Here is a 19,369-nt window from a genome sequence, read left to right as displayed (position 1 = left end):
GCGCGTACCGGCCTACGCCGCGAAGTGCACCAGGGCCAGGGGGTCGGAGGTGGGCTGGGGGGAGCCGCCGGGGGGTTCGACGGTGATGCCCATGCCGGAGGCGCCGTCGACGGCGCCCTGGAGGAGGACGGCCTGGGTCGTGCCGGCGCCGGACGGCTTCGGCATGAGGCCCGCGGAACGCATCCGGCCGCCGTCGGCGTACCAGAGCTGGTAGACCCGGTCGCCGCTGAGCACCGGCATGCCGTGGGCGAAGAAGACCGCGCGGTCCTGACTGCGGGAGACCACGACCGTGCCGCTGGCGCCGCCGGCGAGCTTCGCGGAGGTTGTGACGGCGTCGGGCGCGGCCAGGACCCGGGAGATCTGCTCCGCCTGGGCCTGGGTCCGCCGGTTCTCCTGGCGCAGGTCGCCGAGCTGTTGCTGCTGCCAGACCGCGACCCCGCCCAGTGCCGCGGCCGCGGCGAGGCAGGCCGCCAGGGCGAAGCGGACGCGGCGTCGCGCGGGCTGCGAGGCACGGCGGCGCAGGGCGCGGGCCGCGGCGCGCGGTGGCTCGGGCACCGAAGGCGGCTCCTGCCGCACGTTGACGATGAGCCGCATGACGTCGTCCTTCATGCGGGGCGGGACGGGTTCGGTCGCGGCGAGCCCGAGGCGGGCGGCGGTCGCGGTCAGTTCGCGCACCTCCAGCGCGCAGGCCTCGCACTCCGCGAGGTGGCGTTCGAACTCCGCGCGCTCGTGCCGCGTCAGCGCGTCGACGGCGTAGGCGCCGGTGAGGGTGTGCAGCTCGGCCTCGGTGCTCACGCGGTCACCCCCAGGCAGTCGCGCAGCCGGATCAGCCCGTCGCGCAGCCGGGTCTTGACGGTGCCCAGCGGCAGCGACAGCAATTCGGCGACCTCCCGGTACGTCAGCCCCCGGTAGTAGGCGAGGGTCACCGACTGGTGCTGCGCCTCGGTGAGGGTGCGCATGCAGCGCCGCACATGTTCGGCCTCCAGCCGGGCCTCGACCTGCTCGGTGACGTCGTCGTAGGCGCGGGTGCGCTCCAGCAGCGCCGCCTTGTGCTCGCGGTCCGCCGCCGCGCTGGCGGACCGCACCCGGTCCACGGCCCTGCGGTGGGCCAGGGTCATCACCCAGGTCATCGCGCCGCCCCTCTCCGGCCGGAAGCGGGCGGCGGTGCGCCACACCTCCACCAGCACCTCCTGCGTCACCTCCTCCGACTGGGCGGGGTCCCTGAGCACTCCGCGCACCAGCCCGAGCACCGGTCCGCTCACGGCGTCGTACAGCCGGGCGAAGGCCTCCTGGTCGCCGCGTGCGACGGCGAGCAGCAGCTCCGAGAGGTCCGGCCCCTGCCGCGCGGGCCTGCCGAACCGCAGCGGTTCCCTCACCACACCTCCAGCGTTCGATTCCGTGTGTCGCGGACAAGTCTCGCGTCCGGCATTCGGCGCCGCGAGCGATTCGGATTGGTCCGTCGTACCGTGGCAGTCATGTCCGACACCACCTCAGCAGCAGTCCTGGGCACCGGGATCATGGGTGCCGCGATGGCCCGCAACCTCGTCAGGGCCGGCCTCGACGTCCGTGTGTGGAACCGTACGAAGGAGAAGGCCCAGCCGCTCGGCAAGGACGGCGCGCGCGTCGCCGGCACCCCCGCGGAGGCGGTGGACGGCGCCGACGTGGTGCTGACCGTCCTGTACGACGGGGATTCCGCCCTCGAGACCATGCGGCAGGCGGCGCCTGGCTTGCGGAAGGGCGCGGTGTGGGCGCAGGCCACCACCGCGGGCGTGGGCGCCCTCGGGGCGTTCGCGCAGTTCGCGCGCGAGCACGGCGTCGTCTTCCTGGACTCGCCCGTGCTGGGCACCAGGCAGCCCGCGGAGAACGGGCAACTGCTGGTGCTGGCCGCCGGGCCGCAGGAGGCCCGGCAGGCGGTGGCGCCGGTCTTCGACGCGATCGGCAGCCGCACCGTGTGGGTGGGGGAGGACGCGGCCGAGGGCGCGGCCAGCCGGCTCAAGCTGGTGATCAACAGCTGGGTGCTGACCGTCACCCACGGCACCGCAGAGGCCCTCGCGCTCGCGAAGGGCCTCGGCGTGGACCCGGCCGGCTTTCTCAAGGCCCTCTCCGGCGGCCCCCTCGACATGGGCTACCTGCAGGCGAAGGCGGCATCGATCCTGGCCGGCGACTTCAGCCCCAGCTTCGCCGTGCACACCGCGGAGAAGGACGCCCGCCTGATCGTGGAGGCGGGGGAGTCCGTGGGGGTCCGGCTCGACGTGGCCGCGGCCGGCGCCGAGCGCTTCCGCCGCGCGGCCGAGCTCGGGCACGGGGCGGAGGACATGGCGGCCTCGTACTTCGCGAGCTTCGAGAGGTGATCAACCGATGTGCGGGAAGAGGCTGGTGAAGGACGCCGCCGCCTCGGCGGCGTCCCGGCCGAAGGGGGCGTCCAGGTCCCAGATGAGGAAGAGCAAGAAGGCGATCAGGGCGCTGTAGAGCCCGGCGAGGACGAGTTCGCGCCGGGAGCGCCGGATCTGCAGGCCGAAGATCAGTCCCACCGCGACGAGAGCGCCGGCGACCAGGCCGAACCACACTACTCCCGGCATGGTCGGCCCGGCGTGCTCGCCGCGTGCGGTGCGCGCGTCGTCGGCGGCCGCGACCTGGTCGACGACCGGCTGGTACGCCTGGTTGGCCGGCGGGGTGCGCGGTTCGAAGCCGGTCACGTCGCGGCGCAGCTTGTCGAGGAGTTCCGTGCCACGCCGGGTGTTCTCCCCGTGGTCGATCATGTGGGGGAGTTCGGTGTGCGCGACGTAGGAGACGTACGCGTCCACGTCGGCGCGCACCCGGTCGCGGACGGCGGCCGGGTAGACCTGGACCCGCTGCCGTACCTCGTGCAGGGCCTGGGTCTCGCGGTGGACGGTGTCCTCCGCGCCGCCGCGGGCCTCCCACACGCCGGCGATGGCGAGGCCGAGGACGATGGCGTACACCACGCCGATCATCATCGTCATGTACTCGATGACGTCGGGGGTCTGCGAGGGGTCGTCGTCATCGCCGATGCGGCGGTGGTTGATGAGCACGATGGTCAGCACCACGGCGCAGGCCGCGGCCATCGCGATGCCCAGGACGAGCCAGTCCGACATCGATCACCTCCGTGAGCGGGCTTGGGAGCGTGGCTTGAGCGCGGCGGCGGACAGGACCGCCGGGGCGGTGACGAGCAGCATGAGCCGGACGATGCTCGGCCCCTGTGGCGGTGGCGGCGCGCTCGCCTTCCGGTAGGCGACCGGCGGGAGTTGCGCGCGGTGCGTCGGTGCGGGACTCGGGGTCGGCGTGGGGGCCGGCGTGGGAGCCGGGGTCGGTGCCGGGGTGGGCGTGGGGGCCGGCGCGCGGCGCACGGGGCGTGCCGGGGTGGGGGTGGGGCGTGGCGCCGGACCGCAGGGGTGCCGCCAGGACACGGAGCCGCGTGAACCGCCGCTGCCGGTGCGGGCGTCGACCGTCGACTCGTACGCGGGGCAGTGCCGTCGCCGGACGGTCGCGGACGAGCCACCGTCGCCGGTGCGCGCGTCCACGGTGTCCCCGCCGTGCGTGACCCGGGCCCGTGTCTCCCCGCCGCGGGTCTCCGCCCGGACGGCGCCGCCGCCGGTCTCCACCCGTACGGTGCCGTCGGGCAGGAACCGGACCACGGGCGGGCCCGGCGGACCCGGTGGATCGTGCGCGTACGCCGTCCCCCCGGCCGGCCCCGGCCCCAGCACCGTCAGCGCCGCGGCCGCCGTGAGGCCGGCCCCCCTCAGCCAGATGCTCATGGACGAGATCCTGCGCGGCGCCGCGCGCGCCCATCCGGGGGACCCGGCCAATCCCCCCGAAGGGCTGATTCGTCAGCTCAGCACGCGCCGCAGCGCACGCCGGGCGCGGTCGGGGGCGGTGCGGTCGCCGAAGAGCTGGACGGCGTGGTTGAGGGAGAAGTAGATCCCGTTCAGCTCGAAGACGAGCTGTTCCGGGTCGGTGTCCGGGGGCAGGTCGCCGTGTTCTACGGCGGCCCGGATGTCGCGGTGCAGCCGTCGCCGCCAGACGGCGTAGAGCCGGGCGACCGCGTTCCGTACCGGCCCCTCGCGGCCGTCGAACTCCACGGCGGAGGCGGTGAACAGGCACCCGCCGGGGAAGGCCTCGCGTTCGCGGTCGAGGTAGGTGACCCAGGCCTCGCAGATCGCGGTCAGCCGGGCGAGCCCGGGCGCGGCCCCCGCGGCGGGCACCCACACCGCGCGGGTGAAGATCTCCGAGGCCCGCCGCAAGGCGGCGATCTGCAGGGCCTCCTTGGTACCGAAGTGCCCCAGCAGCCCCGACTTGCTGATCCCGAGGTCGGCCGCGAGCCGGCCGATCGTGAGGCCCTCCAGGCCCTCCACGGAGGCGACCGCGACGCTGCGCTCGATGATCCGCTCGCGGGTGTGACGTGCCTCGGCGGCGGACTTGCGTGGGCTCATGCGGCCATCGTAGCCATCCCTTCCCGTTTAGAGTCCGACCGATCGGTCGCTATAGTGCCGCCATGACTGCATCCCGTATCGCCGCCCTGGGCCACCACCAGCCGCAGCGCGTCCTCACCAACGACGAGCTGGCAGCCATGGTCGACACCAGTGACGCCTGGATCAGGCAGCGCACCGGCATCGCGACCCGGCACATCGCCGACGAGGACGAGACGGTCGCCGACATGGCCGTAGCCGCCGCCGGCAAGGCACTCGCCACGGCCGGCCTGGACCCCGCCGAGATCGACCTGGTCGTCGTGGCCACCTCCAGCGCCATCGACCGCAGCCCCAGCACCGCCGCCCAGGTCGCGGCCCGGCTCGGCATGACGGCGCCCGCCTCCTACGACCTCAACAACGCCTGCGCGGGCTTCACCACGGCGCTCGCCGCCGCCGACCACTCCGTGCGGGCCGGCGCCGCCCGGCACGCCCTGGTCATCGGCGCCGAGAAGATGTCCGACCTCACCGACTGGAGCGACCGCAGCACCTGCGTCCTGCTGGGCGACGGGGCCGGTGCGGCCGTCGTCAGCGCCGCCGATGCCGCTCCGGGGACGAGCCCCGGCATCGGCCCGGTCGTGTGGGGCTCCGACCCCACCCGGGCCGACGCCGTACGGCTGGCAGGCGCCTGGCAGCCCCGCTTCGCCCAGGACGGTCAGGCGGTCTTCCGCTGGGCCACCACCACCCTCGCCCCGATCGCCGAGGAGGCCTGCCGGCGCGCCGGTATCCCCGTCGGCGACCTCGGCGGCATCGTGACGCACCAGGCCAACCTGCGGATCATCGAGAGCGTCGTACGCGAACTGGGCGCCCCGCAGGCGGTGGTGGCCCGTGACGTCGTCGACTCCGGTAACACCTCCGCGGCCTCGGTGCCGCTCGCCTTCTCCAAGCTCGTCGAACGCGGCGAGCTGACCCCCGGCGCTCCCGTGCTGCTGCTGGGCTTCGGCGGCGGGCTCTCCTGGGCCGGGCAGGTCGTCGGCTGCCCCTGACCCGGGAGACGGCCGAGGGCCGGCCGGCCGCGCGAGCGGCTGACCGGCCCTCAGGAGTGCCGTACGGCTCAGGCCTTGAAGGCCATGACCACGTTGTGGCCGCCGAAGCCGAAGGAGTTGTTGATGGCCACGATCGGGCCCTGCGGCAGCTTCCGCGCCTCGGTGGAGACCAGACCGGGGTCGATCTCGTCGTCCAGGTCCGCGATGTTGATCGTCGGCGGGGCGATCCGGTGGTGCAGGGCGAGGACGGTGGCGACCGTCTCGATGCCGCCCGCGCCGCCCAGCAGGTGACCGGTCATCGACTTGGTGGCGGAGATGGCCACGTGGTCGAGGTGGTCGCCGAGCACCTTGCGCAGCGCCTTGACCTCGGCGACGTCACCCTGCGGGGTGGACGTCGCGTGCGCGTTGAGGTGGGCGACCTGCGCCAGGTCCAGGCCGGTGGCGGCGATCAGCTGCTCCAGCGCGGCGGCGATGCCGCGGCCGGTGGGCTCGGGCTGCGCGATGTGGTGGGCGTCGGCCGACAGGCCCTGGCCCAGCACCTCGGCGTAGACCCAGGCGCCGCGCTTGGCGGCGTGCTCGGCCGACTCCAGGACGACGACACCCGCGCCCTCGCCGAGGACGAAGCCGTCGCGGCCCTTGTCGTACGGGCGGGAGGCGCCCTGCGGGTCGTCGTTGTTCTTCGACATCGCCATCATGTTGGCGAAGGCCGCGATCGGCAGCGGGTGGATGGCCGCCTCGGTGCCGCCGGCGACGACCACGTCGGCACGGCCGGAGCGGATCATCTCGTACGCGTAGCCGACGGCCTCGGCGCCGGAGGCGCAGGCGCTGACCGGGGTGTGGACACCGGCGCGGGCGTTGACCTCCAGCCCGACGTTGGCCGAGGGGCTGTTGGGCATCAGCATCGGCACGGTGTGCGGGGACACCTTGCGCGGGCCGGACGCCTTGAGGTTGTCGTACTGGTCGAGCAGCGTGGTGACGCCTCCGATGCCGGAGGCGATGACCGTGCCCAGGCGGTCGGGGTCGACCGAGCTGTCCTCGCCGGCCTTGGCGGTGAAGCCCGCGTCGGCCCAGGCCTCACGGGTGGCGATCAGCGCGAACTGCGCCGAGCGGTCGAGCTTGCGGGCGACCGGGCGGGGCAGGACCTCCAGCGGTTCCACGGCGATCTGCGCGGCGATGCGCACCGGCAGCTCGGCGGCCCAGTCCTGCTCCAGGGGTCGGACGCCGGAACGTCCGGCGGTCAACCCTTCCCAGGTCGACGCGCTGTCCCCGCCCAGCGGAGTGGTTGCGCCGATACCGGTGACGACCACGGTGTGATTGGTCGGGCTCACAGGGATTGTCTCTCCACGTCTAGAAGGGCGGGCGACAGACACGTCGTCCAGGGGTGGCTCAGGCTCAGGCCTGGGCCTTGAGGATGTAGTCGACGGCGTCGCCGACGGTCTTCAGCTGCTTGACGTCGTCGTCCGGGATCTTGACCTCGAAGCGCTCCTCGGCGGCGACGACGACCTCGACCATGGACAGCGAGTCGACGTCCAGGTCGTCGGTGAAGGACTTGTCCAGCTGGACGTCCTCGGTCGGGATGCCGGCGATCTCGTTCACGATCTCGGCGAGACCCTCGACGATCTCTTCCTGGGTGGCCATGGCGGCGCTCTCCTTCTTCGTGCTGGTTACTACGGGCTGCGGCGGGCGGGAGTGCGCGCCGCGTGGGTGTTGCCTAGGGGAGGGTAACGACCGTGGCGGCGTAGACGAGCCCCGCCCCGAAACCGATGATCAGGGCCGTGTCGCCGCTCTTCGCCTGTCCGGTGGCGAGCAGGCGCTCCATCGCGAGCGGGATCGACGCGGCGGAGGTGTTGCCGGTGGTCTCGATGTCGCGGGCGACCGCGACGTGCTCAGGCAGCTTGAGCGCCTTGATCATCGAGTCGATGATGCGCATGTTGGCCTGGTGCGGGATGAAGACGTCCAGGTCGGCCGCGGTGATCCCGGCGGCGTCCAGCGCCTCCTGGGCCACCTTGGCCATCTCGAACACCGCCCAGCGGAAGACGGTCTGGCCCTCCTGGGTGATCGCGGGGAACTTCACTTCCCCGTTCTCGTCCACCGGCAGCTGAGCGACGTCACCCACACGGAAGCGGTCCCACGCCACGGTCTGGGTGATGGTGCCGGCCTTGTCGCCCTCCGAGCCCCACACGGTGGGGCCGATCTCGGGCTCGTCGGCCGGGCCGATGATGACGGCGCCGGCGCCGTCGCCGAAGAGGAAAGCGGTGGCGCGGTCCGACTTGTCGGTCAGGTCGCTCAGCCGCTCGACGCCGATCACCAGGACGTGCTTCGCGCTGCCCTCGGTGACCATGCCCTTGGCGAGGGTCACGGCATAGGTGAAGCCGGCGCAGCCCGCCGAGATGTCGAACGCGGCCGGCTTGCCCGCGCCGATCCGGTGCGCGATCTCGGTCGCGACCGCCGGCGTCTGCTTGAAGTGGGAGACGGTGGCGACGATGACGCCCCCGATGTCCTCGGCCGAGATCCCCGCGTCGGCGATGGCCTTGCCCGCCGCGACGACCGACATCTCGGCGACCGTCTCGTCCGGGCCGGCCCAGTGCCGGGAGGCGATGCCGGAGCGGGAGCGGATCCACTCGTCGCTGGAGTCGATGTTCTCCAGGATCACCTCATTGGGCACCACGCGGGTCGGCCGGTAGCCGCCGACACCCATGATGCGCGCGTACGGGGAGCCCTTGCTGGGCTTGATCTTCGGCATGTCTGCGGGGACTCCTATTCCTGGGGGCCGTGCTCGGCCACGATCGCGCGGGCGGCGTCGAGGTCGTCCGGGGTCTTCAGGGCCAGGGTCGCGACGCCGGGCAGCGCGCGCTTGGCCAGTCCCACCAGGGTGCCACCCGGCACCAGCTCGATGATCGCGGTGACGCCGAGCTCCTTGAAGGTCTCCATGCACAGGTCCCAGCGGACCGGGTTGGAAACCTGCGACACCAGGCGGGAGACGATCTCGGTGCCGGAGGAGACGACCGTGCCGTCGGTGTTGGACACGTACGGCAGCGCCGGGTCGGCGACCTTCAGCGTCTGCGCCAGCTCGTCCAGCACGGCCACGGCCGGGGCCATGTGGTGGGTGTGGAACGCGCCCGCCACCTTCAGCGGGATGACCCGCGCCTTCTCCGGCTTGTCCGCGGTCAGCTCCGCGAGCTGCTTCGCCGTGCCGGCCGCCACGATCTGACCGGCGCCGTTGATGTTCGCCGGGGTGAGGCCGAGGTTCTCCAGGTGGGCGACGACCACGTCCGGGTCGCCGCCGAGCACGGCCGACATGCCGGTCTCGGTGACGGCCGCGGCCTGGGCCATCGCGGTGCTGCGGGTACGGACGAAAGTCATCGCCGCGTCGGCGCTCAGCACACCCCCGACGGCCGCCGCCGTGATCTCACCGACGCTGTGACCGGCCACGGCGCCCAGCGCGCAGCGCGCGGCGCCCGGATCGCCGAACAGCTGCTCCGCCGCGACCAGACCGGCCGCGACCAGCAGGGGCTGGGCGACGGCGGTGTCACGGATCTCCTCGGCCTCGGCCTTGGTGCCGTAGCGGGCGAGGTCGAGCCCGGCGGTCGAGGACAGACCGGCGAGGCGGTCGGCGACACCGGGGAGTTCGAGCCAGGGGTTCAGGAAGCCGGGCGCCTGGGCGCCCTGGCCGGGAGCGACGAGTACGAGCACGCTTTCAACTCTCTCTTGACCGGGGTGATCCCCGCCCGTGGGGACAGGGACCAAGAACCGACGGGCGATTTGTTGGTGTCCCACAAAGGCCCTGAGTGTATCTACGGTGTGTGCCCGGACTCGGAGAGCCGGCCCAGGATGAGCGCGATACGTAGCGTGAATGCGGAGCGTACGTCCGACGGCGACCAGCCGGTGACGTCCGTCACACGTCGAAGCCGGTAGCGAACGGTGTTGGGGTGAACGAACAACATCCGGGCGGCCCCTTCCAGCGACGAGGCCTGTTCGAGGTAGACGGACAGAGTCTCAAGCAGTGCCGAACCAGCTTCCTCCAACGGCCTGTAGATCTCCTCCACCAGCTGATCGCGGGCGTGTCGGTCGCCCGCCATCGCGCGCTCCGGGAGCAGGTCGTCGGCCAGCACCGGGCGCGGGGCGTCGGGCCAGGCCGCGCACGCCCGCAGGCCGGCGGCCGCGGCCTGCGCGGACTTCGACGCCGCCAGCAGGTCGCCCACCAGGGGCCCGGCCACCACCGGCCCCGCAGCGAACGGCCCGATCAGCGCCTTGGCCACCCGCAGCGGGTCCCCGTCGCCGCCCGCGACCACGATCAGCCGGTCGCCGAGCACTCCGGTGAGAACCTGGAGCTTGGCGTGCCGCGCCGCCCGCCGGATCGCCTCGACGGTGAGCTCGCTGTCGCCGTTGGGTGCCGTGCCCAGCACCACCGCGATCTTGTCGGGGGAGCTCCAGCCGAGCGCCGCCGCCCGCGACAGCACGCCCTCGTCCGCCTCCCCGGACAGCACCGCGTTGACCACCAGGGACTCCAGCCGGGCGTCCCAGGCGCCGCGCGCCTCGGCGGCCTGGGCGTACACCTGGGCCGTCGCGAAGGCGATCTCCCGCGCGTACACCAGCAGTGCCTCGCGCAGCACCGACTCGTCGCCGGGAGCCGCGACCTCGTCGATCGCCGCTTCCATGACCTCGATGGTGGTGCGCACCATCTCCACCGTCTGGCGCAACGAGATGGCCCTGGTCAGCTCCCGGGGGGCGGTGCCGAAGACGTCGGTGCTGATCGCCTGCGGGGTCTCCGGGTGGCGGAACCACTCCGTGAAGGCCGCGATGCCCGCCTGCGCCACCAGCCCGATCCACGAGCGGTTCTCCGGCGGCATGGCCCGGTACCAGGGCAGCTGCGCGTCCATCCGCGCGATCGCGGCCGCCGCCAGGCGCCCCGAGGACTTCTCCAGCCTCTTCAGCGTGGCGGAGTGGGAGTGGTCGCGGGCGGGGTCGACTGCGTTCAGCGCGGGTTCTGGCACGGGTACAAGCCTGCCTTATCCGGGCGGATGCATGGCACGGACCCCTCTCCCGCGCCCACCCGTGGCTCAGATGCGGCCTCCCGAGGCGGAGTCCGCGGACAGCCGCTGGGCGAGGTAGACCGGGACCACCGACGCGGCGACCAGGACGGCGGCGACCACGTTGACGACGGGAGCCTGCTGCGGCCTGGCCATGTTGCTGAAGATCCACACGGGGAGGGTCTGGACGCCGGGACCGGCGGTGAAGGTGGTGACGACGATCTCGTCGAAGGAGAGGGCGAAGGCGAGCAGCCCGCCCGCCAGCACGGCCGTGCGCACCAGCGGGAAGGTGATGTCGCGGAAGACCTGGAAGGTGTCGGCCCCCAGGTCCATCGCCGCCTCCTCGAACGAGCCGGAGGTGCGCCGCAGCCGGGCCACGACGTTGTTGAAGACCACCACGACGCAGAAGGTGGCGTGGCCGACGACGACCGTGAACAGGCCCAGCCCGACCCCGAGCGGTTCCAGCACCGTGCGGAACGCGGTGTTGAGGGCGATGCCCGTGACGATGCCGGGCAGCGCGATCGGCAACACGACCAGGAAGGAGAGCGCCTCCCGCCCGAAGAAGCGGTACCGCGAGACCGCGAAGGCGATCATGGTGCCGAGGACCAGGGAGATCGCTGTCGCGCCCAGGCCCGCCTTCACCGAGGTCCACAGCGCGGAGCGGGCGCCGGAGCTGTGCCAGGCGTCGGCCCACCAGTGCAGGGTCAGGCCCGAGGGGGGCCAGCCGAAGCCGCGCGCGGCGTTGAAGGAGTTGAGCAGGACGAGCAGCAGCGGTGCGTAGATGAAGGTGAAGCCCAGCACGGCCGCGACGCGCAGGGCGACGCGGGCGGGACGGGATAGTTGCATGGTCACGGCCCTCACAGACTCCGGAGCGCGCCGGTGCGCCGCATGGCCAGCAGATAGACGACGATGACCGCGACCGGCACGGTGCCCAGCGCGGCGGCGAGCGGCAGGTCGAGGGTGATGTTGGAGTAGACGACGTTGCCGATCAGCTGGGTCTTGCCACCGACGATCTGCACCGCGATGTAGTCGCCGAGGCTGAGCGAGAAGGTGAAGACGGAGCCGGCCGCGACCGAGGGCAGCACCATCGGCAGCACCACGGACCTGAAGGTGCGCCAGGTGCGGGCGCCCAGGTCCGCGGAGGCGTCCAGCAGGCTGGCCGGCAGCTGCTCCAGCCCGGCGTGGATCGGCAGGATCATGTACGGCAGCCACAGGTAGGCCAGCACCATGATCGCCGCGGGCAGCCCGTAGCCGGGACCGCTCAGACCGAGGGGCCTGAGCACCCAGTCCAGCGGCCCGTCCTCGGAGAGGATGATCCGCCAGGCGTACGCCTTGACCAGGTAGCTCGCCCACAGCGGCGTGAGCACGGCGACGACCAGCAGGTGCCGGTACCTCGGGGCGGCCACCCGGGCGGTGTAGAAGGCGATCGGGAAGGCGATGACGATGTCGATCGCGGTCACCGCGACCGCGACGCCGATGCTGCGCAGGGCGACGTCCCGGTAGACGCCGGTGGTGAGGACGGTGCGGAAATTGTCGGTGTTCCAGACCTTGACCACGTCGGAGGTGAAGGCGTCGGTCGTCCAGAACGCGGAGAGGAACAGCGCTGCCAGCGAGCCCAGATAGGCCAGGACCAGCCACAGCAGCGGGGCGGACAGCAGCAGCGACAGCCGCAGCCGCGGGCGGCGGTGCAGGGAACCTGCCAGCCGCCGCCCGAGGGCGCCGCTCGTGGTGGACGGGGTGGACGAGGTGGTCACGGACGGCTCAGCCCTTGATCTCGGTCCAGGCCTGGACCCACTTGGCGTAGGGCACGCATTTCACGTCGGTGCGGCCGTCCAGGCACTGCGGGATGGGCGTGTTCCAGAAGTGGACCTGCTTCCAGTACGGCTCGTCGGCCGCGTGGAAGACGGTGCAGTGGTTCTTGTCCGCGGTCAGGGCGCAGGACTTCTCGTTCGCCGGGGCCTCGCCGAACCACTCGGCGACCTGGGCGTTCACCTTCGGCGAGACGATCCAGTCAAGCCACTTGTAGGCGCAGTTGGGGTGCTTGGCCTTGGCCGAGACCATCCAGGTGTCGGACCAGCCGGTGGAGCCCTCGCTCGGCAGGACCGCCTCGACCGGCGCCTTCTCGCCCTTGGCGAGGTTGGCGATGACCTGCCAGCTGGTGCCGATGACGGAGTCGCCGCTCTTGAAGGCGGAGATCTCCTTGAGGTAGTCGCTCCAGTACTCGCCGACGTTGGCGTTCTGCTCCTTCAGCAGGGCGACGGAGGCGTCGAACTGCTTCTGGTCCAGCGCGTACGGGTCCTTGATGCCCAGCTCCGGCTTGGTCTTCATCAGGTACAGCGCGGCGTCCGCGATGTAGATGGCGGAGTCGTACGCGGTGACGTGGCCCTTGTAGGGGGAGGCCGCCTCGAAGACCGCCGACCAGGAAGTGGGGGCGGGGGAGACCTTGTCGGTGCGGTACATCAGCAGGTTGGCGCCGCGGCCGTGCGGAATGCCGTAGGCGACCTTGTTCACCGAGTTCCACTTCTGCATCTTCAGGCTGGCGAAGACGTCCTTGTAGTTGGGGACCAGCCCGGTGTTGACCGGCGCCGCGTCGCCCGAGGCGATGAGGCGCAGCGAGGCGTCGCCGGAGGCCGAGACGGCGTCGTACTGGCCGGTCTTCATCAGGCTGACCATCTCGTCGGACGTGCCGGCCACCTTGGTGTTGACCTGGCAGCCGGTCGCCTTCTCGAACGGGGTGACCCAGTCGACGGACTTGTCGTTCGAGCCGTCCTCGGCGTAGCCGGCCCAGGCGATCAGGTTGACCGCGCCCTCGGTCCTGCCCAGGGCCTTCGGCGCGCTGAGCTTGGGCGGGGTGAAGGCGCCGCCGGAGGGGCCGGTGCCCTTTCCGGAGGGGGACGACCCGCCGCAGGCGGTGGCCAGGGCCAGGACGGTAAAGGCTGCGAGGGTACGGGTCAGACGCACGTGGACTCCGTTTCCGGGTGGGGGGACTGGACGGTGACGTTGTGCCGGCGGTGCCACTGGAGGCGGACGCGGGTTCCCCGGTAGGCGGCGACGTCGGCCGAGGAGGTCTCCTGGTTCTGCTGCAGGGCGGTCAGCCGGCCGCCCTCGTCGAGGTCGACCAGGAAGCGGGTGGCGTCGCCGAGGTAGACGACCTCGGCGACGGTGCCGGAGACGGTGCGCAGCTCGTCGTCCGCGGGGTCCGGGGGCCCGGGGGGCACGCCGGGGGCCAGCAGGCGGATCTTCTCCGGGCGGACGCTGTAGGTCCCGGTGTCGTCGGTGAGCAGGTTGGAGGTGCCGACGAAGCCGGCGACGAAGGGCGTGGCCGGCCGCTCGTACACCTCGGCGGGGGTGCCCACCTGCTCGATCCGGCCGCCGTTGAAGACCGCGATCCGGTCGCTGAGGGTCAGCGCCTCCTCCTGGTCGTGGGTGACGAAGACGAAGGTGATGCCCACCTCGCGCTGGATCGCCTTCAGTTCGACCTGCATCTGCTCGCGCAGCTTGAGATCGAGCGCCCCCAGCGGCTCGTCGAGCAGCAGCACCCGGGGCCGGCCCACCAGGGCGCGGGCCAGCGCGACCCGCTGCCGCTGGCCGCCGGAGAGCTGCGCCGGGCGGCGACCGCCGAAGCCCTCCAGCCGGACCGAGGCGAGCGCCGCGCGGGCGCGTTCGATCCGCTCCGCCTTGGGCACCGCGCGGACCTTCAGCCCGTAGGCGACGTTCTGCTCCACCGTCATGTGCGGGAAGAGCGCGTAGTCCTGGAAGACGGTGTTGACGTCCCGCTCGAAGGGGGCGAGCCGGGTGACGTCCCGGCCGGCCAGCGCCACGGTGCCGGCGGTGGGGGCCTCGAAGCCCGCGATCATCCGCAGCACCGTGGTCTTGCCGGAACCGGAGGGGCCCAGCATCGAGAAGAACTCTCCGTCGGCGATCTCCAGGTCCACCCCGGCGACCGCGTGCACTTGGCCGAAGGACTTGCGCAGGTCCCTCAGGCGTACGGCGGGGGTCCCGGTGTCCGTTGCCTCGGCCGTTCCCTCCATCGGCGGGGAACCTTTCTCTTCGCCTGGAACATTGACCGGAAACCTATGAAGTTATATTTCAAAGGACAAGGCCTGGCCGGGGTAAAACTTTCGCCAAGTGAGAAGGTGGGCGGGTGAGCAAACTTTCGAATGGCGCGCTGCACGCCGTCTTCGCGCCGGTCGGCAACCTCGCCCGGGTCGACGCGGTCGTACGGCGCCTTGCGGACGCCATCGAACTGGGCCTGCTCGCCGACGGCGAGCAGCTCCCCGGCGAGACCGAGCTCGCCACCCGCCTCGGCGTGTCCACCGTGACCCTGCGCGAGGCCCTCATGGCCCTGCGCCAGCAGGGACTGGTCACCACCCGCCGCGGTCGCGGCGGCGGCAGCTTCGTCACCGCCCCCGACCCGCCGCGCACCACCCGGCTCGGCCACCGGCTGGCCGACTGGAGCACCGAGGAACTGCGTGACCTGGCCGACCACTGGGCCGCCGTCGCCGGCACCGCCGCCCGGCTGGCCGCCCAGCGCACCGAGCCCGCGGACCTCGTTCCGCTGGAACGCTCCCTGGAGGAGTTCGAGGCCGCCGACGACCTCGCCGCCCGCGGCCGCGTCTACGGCAGGCTGCACGTGGAGCTCGCCGCGGCCGCCCAGTCGGCCCGTCTCACCAAGGAGGAGATCCGTATCCAGGCGGAGATCGGAGCGCTAATCTGTCTCGCACTCGGGGAGGACGACGCCCGCGCGGAGGTCGTCGGGCTGCACCGCGCGCTGCTCCGCGCCGTGCGCGACGGCGACCCGGAGCTGGCCCGGTCCCTGGCCGAACGGCGGGTGCAGCACGCGATGGAGCGCCTGATCGGACTGCGTCTGACCGTCACCGGCTGACCCGGGCGTCCGCACCTCCCGTCCTCCCGCACCGGAGGCAGCCGCCGTGGCCGTCAGCTCAACCACCCTCGTCGACGAGGTCGTCGCCGACGTCGTGGACCGGGTCCGCGGCACTTTGGAGGACGTCTTCGCGGACGTCGCCCAGGTCGCCGAGCGCACCACCGCCATCGCCGCCGTCCGCGCCGCCGGCCGGGCCCCCACCACCGCGGACCTCGCCGCCCTGCGCCCGCTGCTGCACGAGCGGCTGCGGCGCCGGCACGACCTGGTCTCCGGCATCGGCTTCATCGCCGAACCCGGGCTGCTCGGCGATGTGCCGGCCTGGCTGGAGTGGTGGCAGAACCACGGGGAGGACGGCCTGCGACCGCTCCTGCCCGACCTCGACCCGGGCACCTCGGCCTACTCGGACTACACGCACTGGGACTGGTTCGCGCTGCCCCGCAGCACCGGCGAGCGCGCCGTGGCCGGACCGTACGTGGACTACCTGTGCTCCGACGAGTACAGCCTCACCCTGTCGGTGCCGGTCCAGCACGGCGGCCGCTTCCTCGGCGTCGCCGCCGCCGACGTGTACCTGCGGCACTTCGAGGCCGCGGTGCTGCCGCTGCTGCGCCGGCTGCCCGCGCCGGCCGCCCTGGTCAACGCCCGGGGCCGGGTCGCCGCCTCCACCGACCCCCGGCACCTGGCCGGCTCGCTCCTGCGGAGCTTCAGCGGCCGGTCCTGCGGACCGATCCCGCTGACGCTCGTCACGGCTCTCCCCGGACAGTCCCGCGGCGCGTAGTTCCGCGCCGCGTGCCGGGAAAGCCCGCCGCGCGGCTCCGGCGCGGCTCCGGCGCGGCTCCGGGCCCGGGAACGCGCGTGGCGGGGGAGCGGTCAGAGCTCCGCCAGCACCGCGTTCGTGAGCGCCGGCCACAACGGCAGGGCCCACTCGCCGAAGTCACGGTCCGTCAGGACGACGCAGGCGGCGCCGGCGTCGGGGTCGACCCACAGGAAGGTGCCGGACTGGCCGAAGTGGCCGAAGGTGCGCGGGGAGGACGAGGCGCCCGTCCAGTGCGGGGACTTGTGGCCCCGGATCTCGAAGCCCAGGCCCCAGTCGTTGGGGTTCTGGCCGCCGTAGCCGGGCAGCACGCCCTTGAGGCCGGGGAAGACGACGGAGGTCGCCGCGGCGACCGTCTCCGCGGCCAGCAGCCGCGGTGCCTGCAGCTCGACGGCAAAGCGGACCAGGTCGTCGGCGGTGGAGACCGCGCCGGCGCCCGCCGAGCCCGGGCAGTCGGTGGCGTGCATGCCGAGCGGCTCCAGGACCGCCTGCCGCAGGTACTCGGCGAAGGGGATCTCGGTGGCCTTGGCGATGTGGTCCGCCAGCGCGTCGAAGCCCGCGTTGGAGTAGATCCGCCGCGTGCCGGGGGCCGCCATCACCCGGTGCTCGTCGAAGGCGAGGCCGGAGGTGTGGGCGAGCAGGTGCCGTACGGTCGAGCCCTCGGGGCCGGCCGCCTCGTCGAGCTCGATCGCGCCTTCCTCGATCGCGACCAGCGCCGCGTAGGCGGACAGCGGCTTGGTCACCGAGGCCAGCCGGAAGCGCCGCCCGGTCTCGCCGTACGCTCCCAGGACGGTGCCGTCACGGCGGACGACCGCCGCCGCGGCCGTCGGGACAGGCCAGTTCTCGATCGCGTTCAGGCTGCTCAGGCTCCGCATGACCGTGAGCCTAACGAATGGCCTTGCCTGGAGTGCACTCCAGGGTTTTAGCGTGGAACCCATGACCGTGACGCAGGTGGCCAAGGGCAAGCCCGGAAGCGTACTCAGCTGCTCCGACGAGGTGCGGCACCCCCTCCCGGACGGCCGGGACCGCTACACGATCAGCGAGGTGGCGGCCTTCACCGGTCTGAGCGCGCACACGCTGCGCTGGTACGAGCGGATCGGGCTGATGCCGCACGTCGACCGCTCCCACACCGGGCAGCGCCGCTTCACCAACCGCGACCTCGACTGGCTGGCCTTCGTCGGCAAGCTGCGGCTGACCGGGATGCCGGTCGCGGACATGGTCCGCTACGCCGAGCTGGTGCGGCTGGGGGAGCACACCTTCTGCGACCGCCAGGAGCTGCTGGAGTCGACCCGGCGCGACGTGGTGCGGCGGATCGCCGAGCTGCAGGACACCCTCGCGGTCCTCGACCACAAGATCGACACCTACGCTGACGCCCGCCGGGCGTCGGAGAGGGCATGAACGGGATGAGCGACAACAACGAGCCGATCGTCAAGGTCACGCTCGGCACGAGCGGCCCCCTGGTCGGCGTGCAGGGCCTGGGCTGCATGGGGATGAGCGAGTTCTACGGCCCCACCGACGAGGCCGCGGCCCGCGCCACGCTCGGCACCGCCCTGGACCTCGGGGTGACGCTCTTCGACACCGCCGATGTGTACGGCATGGGGGCCAACGAGGAGTTCATCGCCCCCTTCGTGCGGGAGCACCGGGACGGGATCACCCTCGCCACCAAGTTCGGCATAGAGCGCAAGGCCGACGACCTGCGGTACCGGGGCGTGCGCAACGACCCGGAGTACATCCGCCGGGCAGTCGACGGCAGCCTGCGGCGCCTCGGCGTGGACGTCATCGACCTGTACTACATGCACCGCCGCGACCCCGCCGTGCCGCTGGCCGAGTCCGTCGGCGCGATGGCCGAGCTGGTGCGGGCGGGCAAGGTGAAGCACCTGGGCCTGTCGGAGGTGACCGGGGCCGAGCTGCGCGAGGCACACGCCGTGCACCCGATCGCGGCCGTGCAGTCCGAGTGGTCGCTGTTCAGCCGGGACGTGGAGATCTCGCTGACCGGTGCCGCCGCCGAGCTGGGGGTGGCACTCGTGCCGTACTCCCCGCTGGGCCGCGGCTTCCTGACCGGCTCCTTCCAGGACGCCTCCCAGCTGTCGGCGGACGACTTCCGTCAGTACCAGCCCCGCTTCTCCGGGGAGAACGCCAAGCGCAACCTCGACCTGCTGGAGCCGCTGCGCGAGGTCGCGAAGGCCCACGACGCCACGCCCGCCCAGATCGCCCTGGCGTGGGTGCAGCAGCGGGCGCAGGTGCACGGGCTGACCGTCGTGCCCATCCCGGGCACCCGCAGGGCCGAGCGCCTGCGGGAGAACGCCGCCGCCACCCGGATCGTCCTCGACGAGGCCGAGCTGGGCCGGCTGGAGCCGATCGCCGGGCAGGTCGCGGGTGACCGCTACCCCGACATGTCGTCCACGTCGGCGGCCCGCGAGTAGCCGTCCCGGTCCAGGGCGGGCCGCGTCCGAGCGGCCCGCTGGACCGCCGCCAGGACCGCCGCCGCCAGCGGCAGCGACTCGTGGACGAGGCCGTAGCCGAGGCCGAACACCACGGTCGCCGGGTCGTCGTCGGGGTTGCCGGAGGGGCGGCCCTCCGCGTCGCGCGCCAGCAGCCGCAGGTGGCCGCCGAGCATCTCGGGGGAGCGCCAGTCGACGCCGGACAGCCCGGCGACCGGGAAGTGCTGGTCACCGGCCTTCCACTTGGCTGTCGACGCGCCCGTCCAGAACCAGCGGAAGGACACCGTCTCGCCGTCGAAGGACGCCTTGCCGTCGTACGCCTTGAACGACAGGGGCGCGGACGGCACCTCCACCAGGTGGCGCGGGGCCGGTTCGGCGTCCGCGCCGCCGCCGGCCGCCCCGATCGCGGAGAGCAGTTCCCCGGCGTAGTACTCGGCGAGCAGCTCCCGCTCGGCGGGCAGCACCAGGCGGTAGGGGTCGGCGGTCTCCTTGAGCTGGCCCTTGGCGGCCTCCATCAGCGGATCGGCGCCCCGCCGCGGGAGCGCGCGCAGCACGATCGTGCCGCGCCGCCCCGGGGCCAGTTCGACGCCCGCGAGGGCCTCGTAGGGGACACGCCGCCGCACCAGGGTCTGCAGCAGCTTCGAGTTGCGCATCCCCCGCTCGTAACGGATGAGCACCGCATCGGTATCGAACTCCCATACGGCGTTGGATCCGGCCAATACGTCACCCATACGG

At 72.7% G+C, this 19,369-nt stretch carries 22 protein-coding genes; 6 read left to right on the top strand and 16 right to left on the bottom strand.

The features are described from left to right. Nucleotides 1-12 precede the first annotated feature (12 nt). A complete protein-coding gene (locus AC3EUJ_RS28755) occupies nucleotides 13-795 on the bottom strand; it encodes an anti-sigma factor (protein WP_431966368.1) in 783 nt (260 codons plus the stop codon). After that, nucleotides 792-1,376, bottom strand: a complete 585-nt coding sequence (locus tag AC3EUJ_RS28750) for a sigma-70 family RNA polymerase sigma factor (protein WP_431966366.1) — start codon at nucleotides 1,374-1,376, stop codon at nucleotides 792-794. Before AC3EUJ_RS28750 ends, AC3EUJ_RS28755 begins: the two co-directional genes overlap by 4 nt. Before the next feature lie 99 nt (nucleotides 1,377-1,475). Here AC3EUJ_RS28750 and AC3EUJ_RS28745 point away from each other — a divergent pair, with 99 nt between their 5' ends. Then, the gene (locus tag AC3EUJ_RS28745) at nucleotides 1,476-2,351 is read left to right on the top strand and encodes an NAD(P)-dependent oxidoreductase (protein WP_431966364.1); all 876 of its coding nucleotides are present in this window, start codon (nucleotides 1,476-1,478) and stop codon (nucleotides 2,349-2,351) included. Here the strand turns inward: AC3EUJ_RS28745 and AC3EUJ_RS28740 are convergent, their stop codons facing one another. From AC3EUJ_RS28740 to AC3EUJ_RS28730, 3 genes are all read right to left on the bottom strand, one after another. Further along, nucleotides 2,352-3,113 carry a bestrophin-like domain gene (locus AC3EUJ_RS28740; protein ID WP_431966362.1) on the bottom strand — a complete coding sequence of 254 codons (762 nt, stop codon included), beginning with the start codon at nucleotides 3,111-3,113 and terminating at the stop codon, nucleotides 2,352-2,354. A gap of 3 nt (nucleotides 3,114-3,116) precedes the next feature. After that, nucleotides 3,117-3,773 (bottom strand): hypothetical protein, encoded by a 657-nt coding sequence (locus AC3EUJ_RS28735; RefSeq protein ID WP_431966360.1) that lies wholly within the window; start codon nucleotides 3,771-3,773, stop codon nucleotides 3,117-3,119. A 72-nt stretch (nucleotides 3,774-3,845) separates the two neighbouring features. Next, complete coding sequence (locus AC3EUJ_RS28730) at nucleotides 3,846-4,448, bottom strand: TetR/AcrR family transcriptional regulator (RefSeq protein WP_431966358.1); 603 nt, start codon at nucleotides 4,446-4,448, stop codon at nucleotides 3,846-3,848. Between the two features lie 62 nt (nucleotides 4,449-4,510). Between AC3EUJ_RS28730 and AC3EUJ_RS28725 the strand changes: the two genes are divergently transcribed. Beyond that, the gene (locus tag AC3EUJ_RS28725; protein WP_431966356.1) at nucleotides 4,511-5,467 is read left to right on the top strand and encodes a beta-ketoacyl-ACP synthase 3; all 957 of its coding nucleotides are present in this window, start codon (nucleotides 4,511-4,513) and stop codon (nucleotides 5,465-5,467) included. 68 nt (nucleotides 5,468-5,535) lie between these two features. Here the strand turns inward: AC3EUJ_RS28725 and fabF are convergent, their stop codons facing one another. The 9 genes from fabF to AC3EUJ_RS28680 form a co-directional block, all read right to left on the bottom strand. Next, nucleotides 5,536-6,795, bottom strand: coding sequence for a beta-ketoacyl-ACP synthase II (gene fabF, locus AC3EUJ_RS28720; protein ID WP_431966354.1), 1,260 nt, complete (start codon nucleotides 6,793-6,795; stop codon nucleotides 5,536-5,538). Nucleotides 6,796-6,859: 64 nt separating this feature from the next. Further along, the gene (locus AC3EUJ_RS28715) at nucleotides 6,860-7,105 is read right to left on the bottom strand and encodes an acyl carrier protein (RefSeq protein ID WP_018556746.1); all 246 of its coding nucleotides are present in this window, start codon (nucleotides 7,103-7,105) and stop codon (nucleotides 6,860-6,862) included. A 73-nt stretch (nucleotides 7,106-7,178) separates the two neighbouring features. Continuing rightward, nucleotides 7,179-8,210, bottom strand: a complete 1,032-nt coding sequence (locus tag AC3EUJ_RS28710; RefSeq protein WP_431966352.1) for a ketoacyl-ACP synthase III — start codon at nucleotides 8,208-8,210, stop codon at nucleotides 7,179-7,181. A 14-nt stretch (nucleotides 8,211-8,224) separates the two neighbouring features. Beyond that, nucleotides 8,225-9,160 (bottom strand): ACP S-malonyltransferase, encoded by a 936-nt coding sequence (locus AC3EUJ_RS28705; RefSeq protein ID WP_431966350.1) that lies wholly within the window; start codon nucleotides 9,158-9,160, stop codon nucleotides 8,225-8,227. 101 nt (nucleotides 9,161-9,261) lie between these two features. Then, nucleotides 9,262-10,461 (bottom strand): PucR family transcriptional regulator, encoded by a 1,200-nt coding sequence (locus AC3EUJ_RS28700; protein ID WP_431966348.1) that lies wholly within the window; start codon nucleotides 10,459-10,461, stop codon nucleotides 9,262-9,264. A gap of 66 nt (nucleotides 10,462-10,527) precedes the next feature. Continuing rightward, nucleotides 10,528-11,343, bottom strand: a complete 816-nt coding sequence (locus AC3EUJ_RS28695) for an ABC transporter permease (protein ID WP_431966346.1) — start codon at nucleotides 11,341-11,343, stop codon at nucleotides 10,528-10,530. A gap of 11 nt (nucleotides 11,344-11,354) precedes the next feature. After that, on the bottom strand, nucleotides 11,355-12,251 hold the full coding sequence (locus AC3EUJ_RS28690) for an ABC transporter permease (protein ID WP_431966344.1): 897 nt from the start codon (nucleotides 12,249-12,251) through the stop codon (nucleotides 11,355-11,357). Between the two features lie 7 nt (nucleotides 12,252-12,258). After that, nucleotides 12,259-13,458, bottom strand: coding sequence for an ABC transporter substrate-binding protein (locus AC3EUJ_RS28685; RefSeq protein WP_431966342.1), 1,200 nt, complete (start codon nucleotides 13,456-13,458; stop codon nucleotides 12,259-12,261). Then, nucleotides 13,449-14,528 carry an ABC transporter ATP-binding protein gene (locus AC3EUJ_RS28680; RefSeq protein WP_431966340.1) on the bottom strand — a complete coding sequence of 360 codons (1,080 nt, stop codon included), beginning with the start codon at nucleotides 14,526-14,528 and terminating at the stop codon, nucleotides 13,449-13,451. The genes AC3EUJ_RS28685 and AC3EUJ_RS28680 overlap by 10 nt, the downstream gene beginning before the upstream one ends. Before the next feature lie 113 nt (nucleotides 14,529-14,641). On the opposite strand from AC3EUJ_RS28680, the gene AC3EUJ_RS28675 reads away from it, so the two are divergent. Further along, the gene (locus tag AC3EUJ_RS28675; RefSeq protein ID WP_431966338.1) at nucleotides 14,642-15,382 is read left to right on the top strand and encodes a FadR/GntR family transcriptional regulator; all 741 of its coding nucleotides are present in this window, start codon (nucleotides 14,642-14,644) and stop codon (nucleotides 15,380-15,382) included. A gap of 46 nt (nucleotides 15,383-15,428) precedes the next feature. Beyond that, nucleotides 15,429-16,157: a cache domain-containing protein gene (locus tag AC3EUJ_RS28670; protein ID WP_431966336.1), complete on the top strand. Its 729-nt coding sequence runs from the start codon at nucleotides 15,429-15,431 to the stop codon at nucleotides 16,155-16,157. Nucleotides 16,158-16,249: 92 nt separating this feature from the next. On the opposite strand, the gene AC3EUJ_RS28665 is transcribed toward AC3EUJ_RS28670, so the two are convergent. Further along, nucleotides 16,250-17,068 carry a serine hydrolase domain-containing protein gene (locus AC3EUJ_RS28665; protein WP_431966334.1) on the bottom strand — a complete coding sequence of 273 codons (819 nt, stop codon included), beginning with the start codon at nucleotides 17,066-17,068 and terminating at the stop codon, nucleotides 16,250-16,252. A gap of 61 nt (nucleotides 17,069-17,129) precedes the next feature. On the opposite strand from AC3EUJ_RS28665, the gene AC3EUJ_RS28660 reads away from it, so the two are divergent. Together AC3EUJ_RS28660 and AC3EUJ_RS28655 are read left to right on the top strand one after the other, a co-directional pair. Beyond that, on the top strand, nucleotides 17,130-17,591 hold the full coding sequence (locus AC3EUJ_RS28660) for a MerR family transcriptional regulator (RefSeq protein WP_431966332.1): 462 nt from the start codon (nucleotides 17,130-17,132) through the stop codon (nucleotides 17,589-17,591). A gap of 5 nt (nucleotides 17,592-17,596) precedes the next feature. Further along, on the top strand, nucleotides 17,597-18,616 hold the full coding sequence (locus AC3EUJ_RS28655; RefSeq protein WP_431966376.1) for an aldo/keto reductase: 1,020 nt from the start codon (nucleotides 17,597-17,599) through the stop codon (nucleotides 18,614-18,616). Here AC3EUJ_RS28655 and AC3EUJ_RS28650 read toward each other — a convergent pair. Continuing rightward, nucleotides 18,577-19,365, bottom strand: a complete 789-nt coding sequence (locus AC3EUJ_RS28650) for a DUF4429 domain-containing protein (RefSeq protein WP_431966330.1) — start codon at nucleotides 19,363-19,365, stop codon at nucleotides 18,577-18,579. The two genes, AC3EUJ_RS28655 and AC3EUJ_RS28650, sit on opposite strands and share 40 nt — an antisense overlap. Between the last annotated feature and the right edge of the window lie 4 nt (nucleotides 19,366-19,369).

The organism is Actinacidiphila sp. bgisy160 (assembly GCF_057707815.1).
Note: the sequence above shows the minus strand (reverse complement) of the source record. Positions and strands in the feature narration are given on the sequence as shown.

Bases quoted from the DNA above. Each gene is read 5' to 3' on its own strand.
- AC3EUJ_RS28745 (WP_431966364.1), top strand. From the start codon at position 1,476: ATGTCCGACACCACCTCAGCAGCAGTCCTGGGCACCGGGATCATGGGT.
- AC3EUJ_RS28740 (WP_431966362.1), bottom strand. From the start codon at position 3,113: ATGTCGGACTGGCTCGTCCTGGGCATCGCGATGGCCGCGGCCTGCGCC.
- AC3EUJ_RS28735 (WP_431966360.1), bottom strand. From the start codon at position 3,773: ATGAGCATCTGGCTGAGGGGGGCCGGCCTCACGGCGGCCGCGGCGCTG.
- AC3EUJ_RS28730 (WP_431966358.1), bottom strand. From the start codon at position 4,448: ATGAGCCCACGCAAGTCCGCCGCCGAGGCACGTCACACCCGCGAGCGG.
- AC3EUJ_RS28725 (WP_431966356.1), top strand. From the start codon at position 4,511: ATGACTGCATCCCGTATCGCCGCCCTGGGCCACCACCAGCCGCAGCGC.
- AC3EUJ_RS28715 (WP_018556746.1), bottom strand. From the start codon at position 7,105: ATGGCCACCCAGGAAGAGATCGTCGAGGGTCTCGCCGAGATCGTGAAC.
- AC3EUJ_RS28710 (WP_431966352.1), bottom strand. From the start codon at position 8,210: ATGCCGAAGATCAAGCCCAGCAAGGGCTCCCCGTACGCGCGCATCATG.
- AC3EUJ_RS28695 (WP_431966346.1), bottom strand. From the start codon at position 11,343: ATGCAACTATCCCGTCCCGCCCGCGTCGCCCTGCGCGTCGCGGCCGTG.
- AC3EUJ_RS28680 (WP_431966340.1), bottom strand. From the start codon at position 14,528: ATGGAGGGAACGGCCGAGGCAACGGACACCGGGACCCCCGCCGTACGC.
- AC3EUJ_RS28665 (WP_431966334.1), bottom strand. From the start codon at position 17,068: ATGCGGAGCCTGAGCAGCCTGAACGCGATCGAGAACTGGCCTGTCCCG.
- AC3EUJ_RS28660 (WP_431966332.1), top strand. From the start codon at position 17,130: ATGACCGTGACGCAGGTGGCCAAGGGCAAGCCCGGAAGCGTACTCAGC.
- AC3EUJ_RS28655 (WP_431966376.1), top strand. From the start codon at position 17,597: ATGAGCGACAACAACGAGCCGATCGTCAAGGTCACGCTCGGCACGAGC.
- AC3EUJ_RS28650 (WP_431966330.1), bottom strand. From the start codon at position 19,365: ATGGGTGACGTATTGGCCGGATCCAACGCCGTATGGGAGTTCGATACC.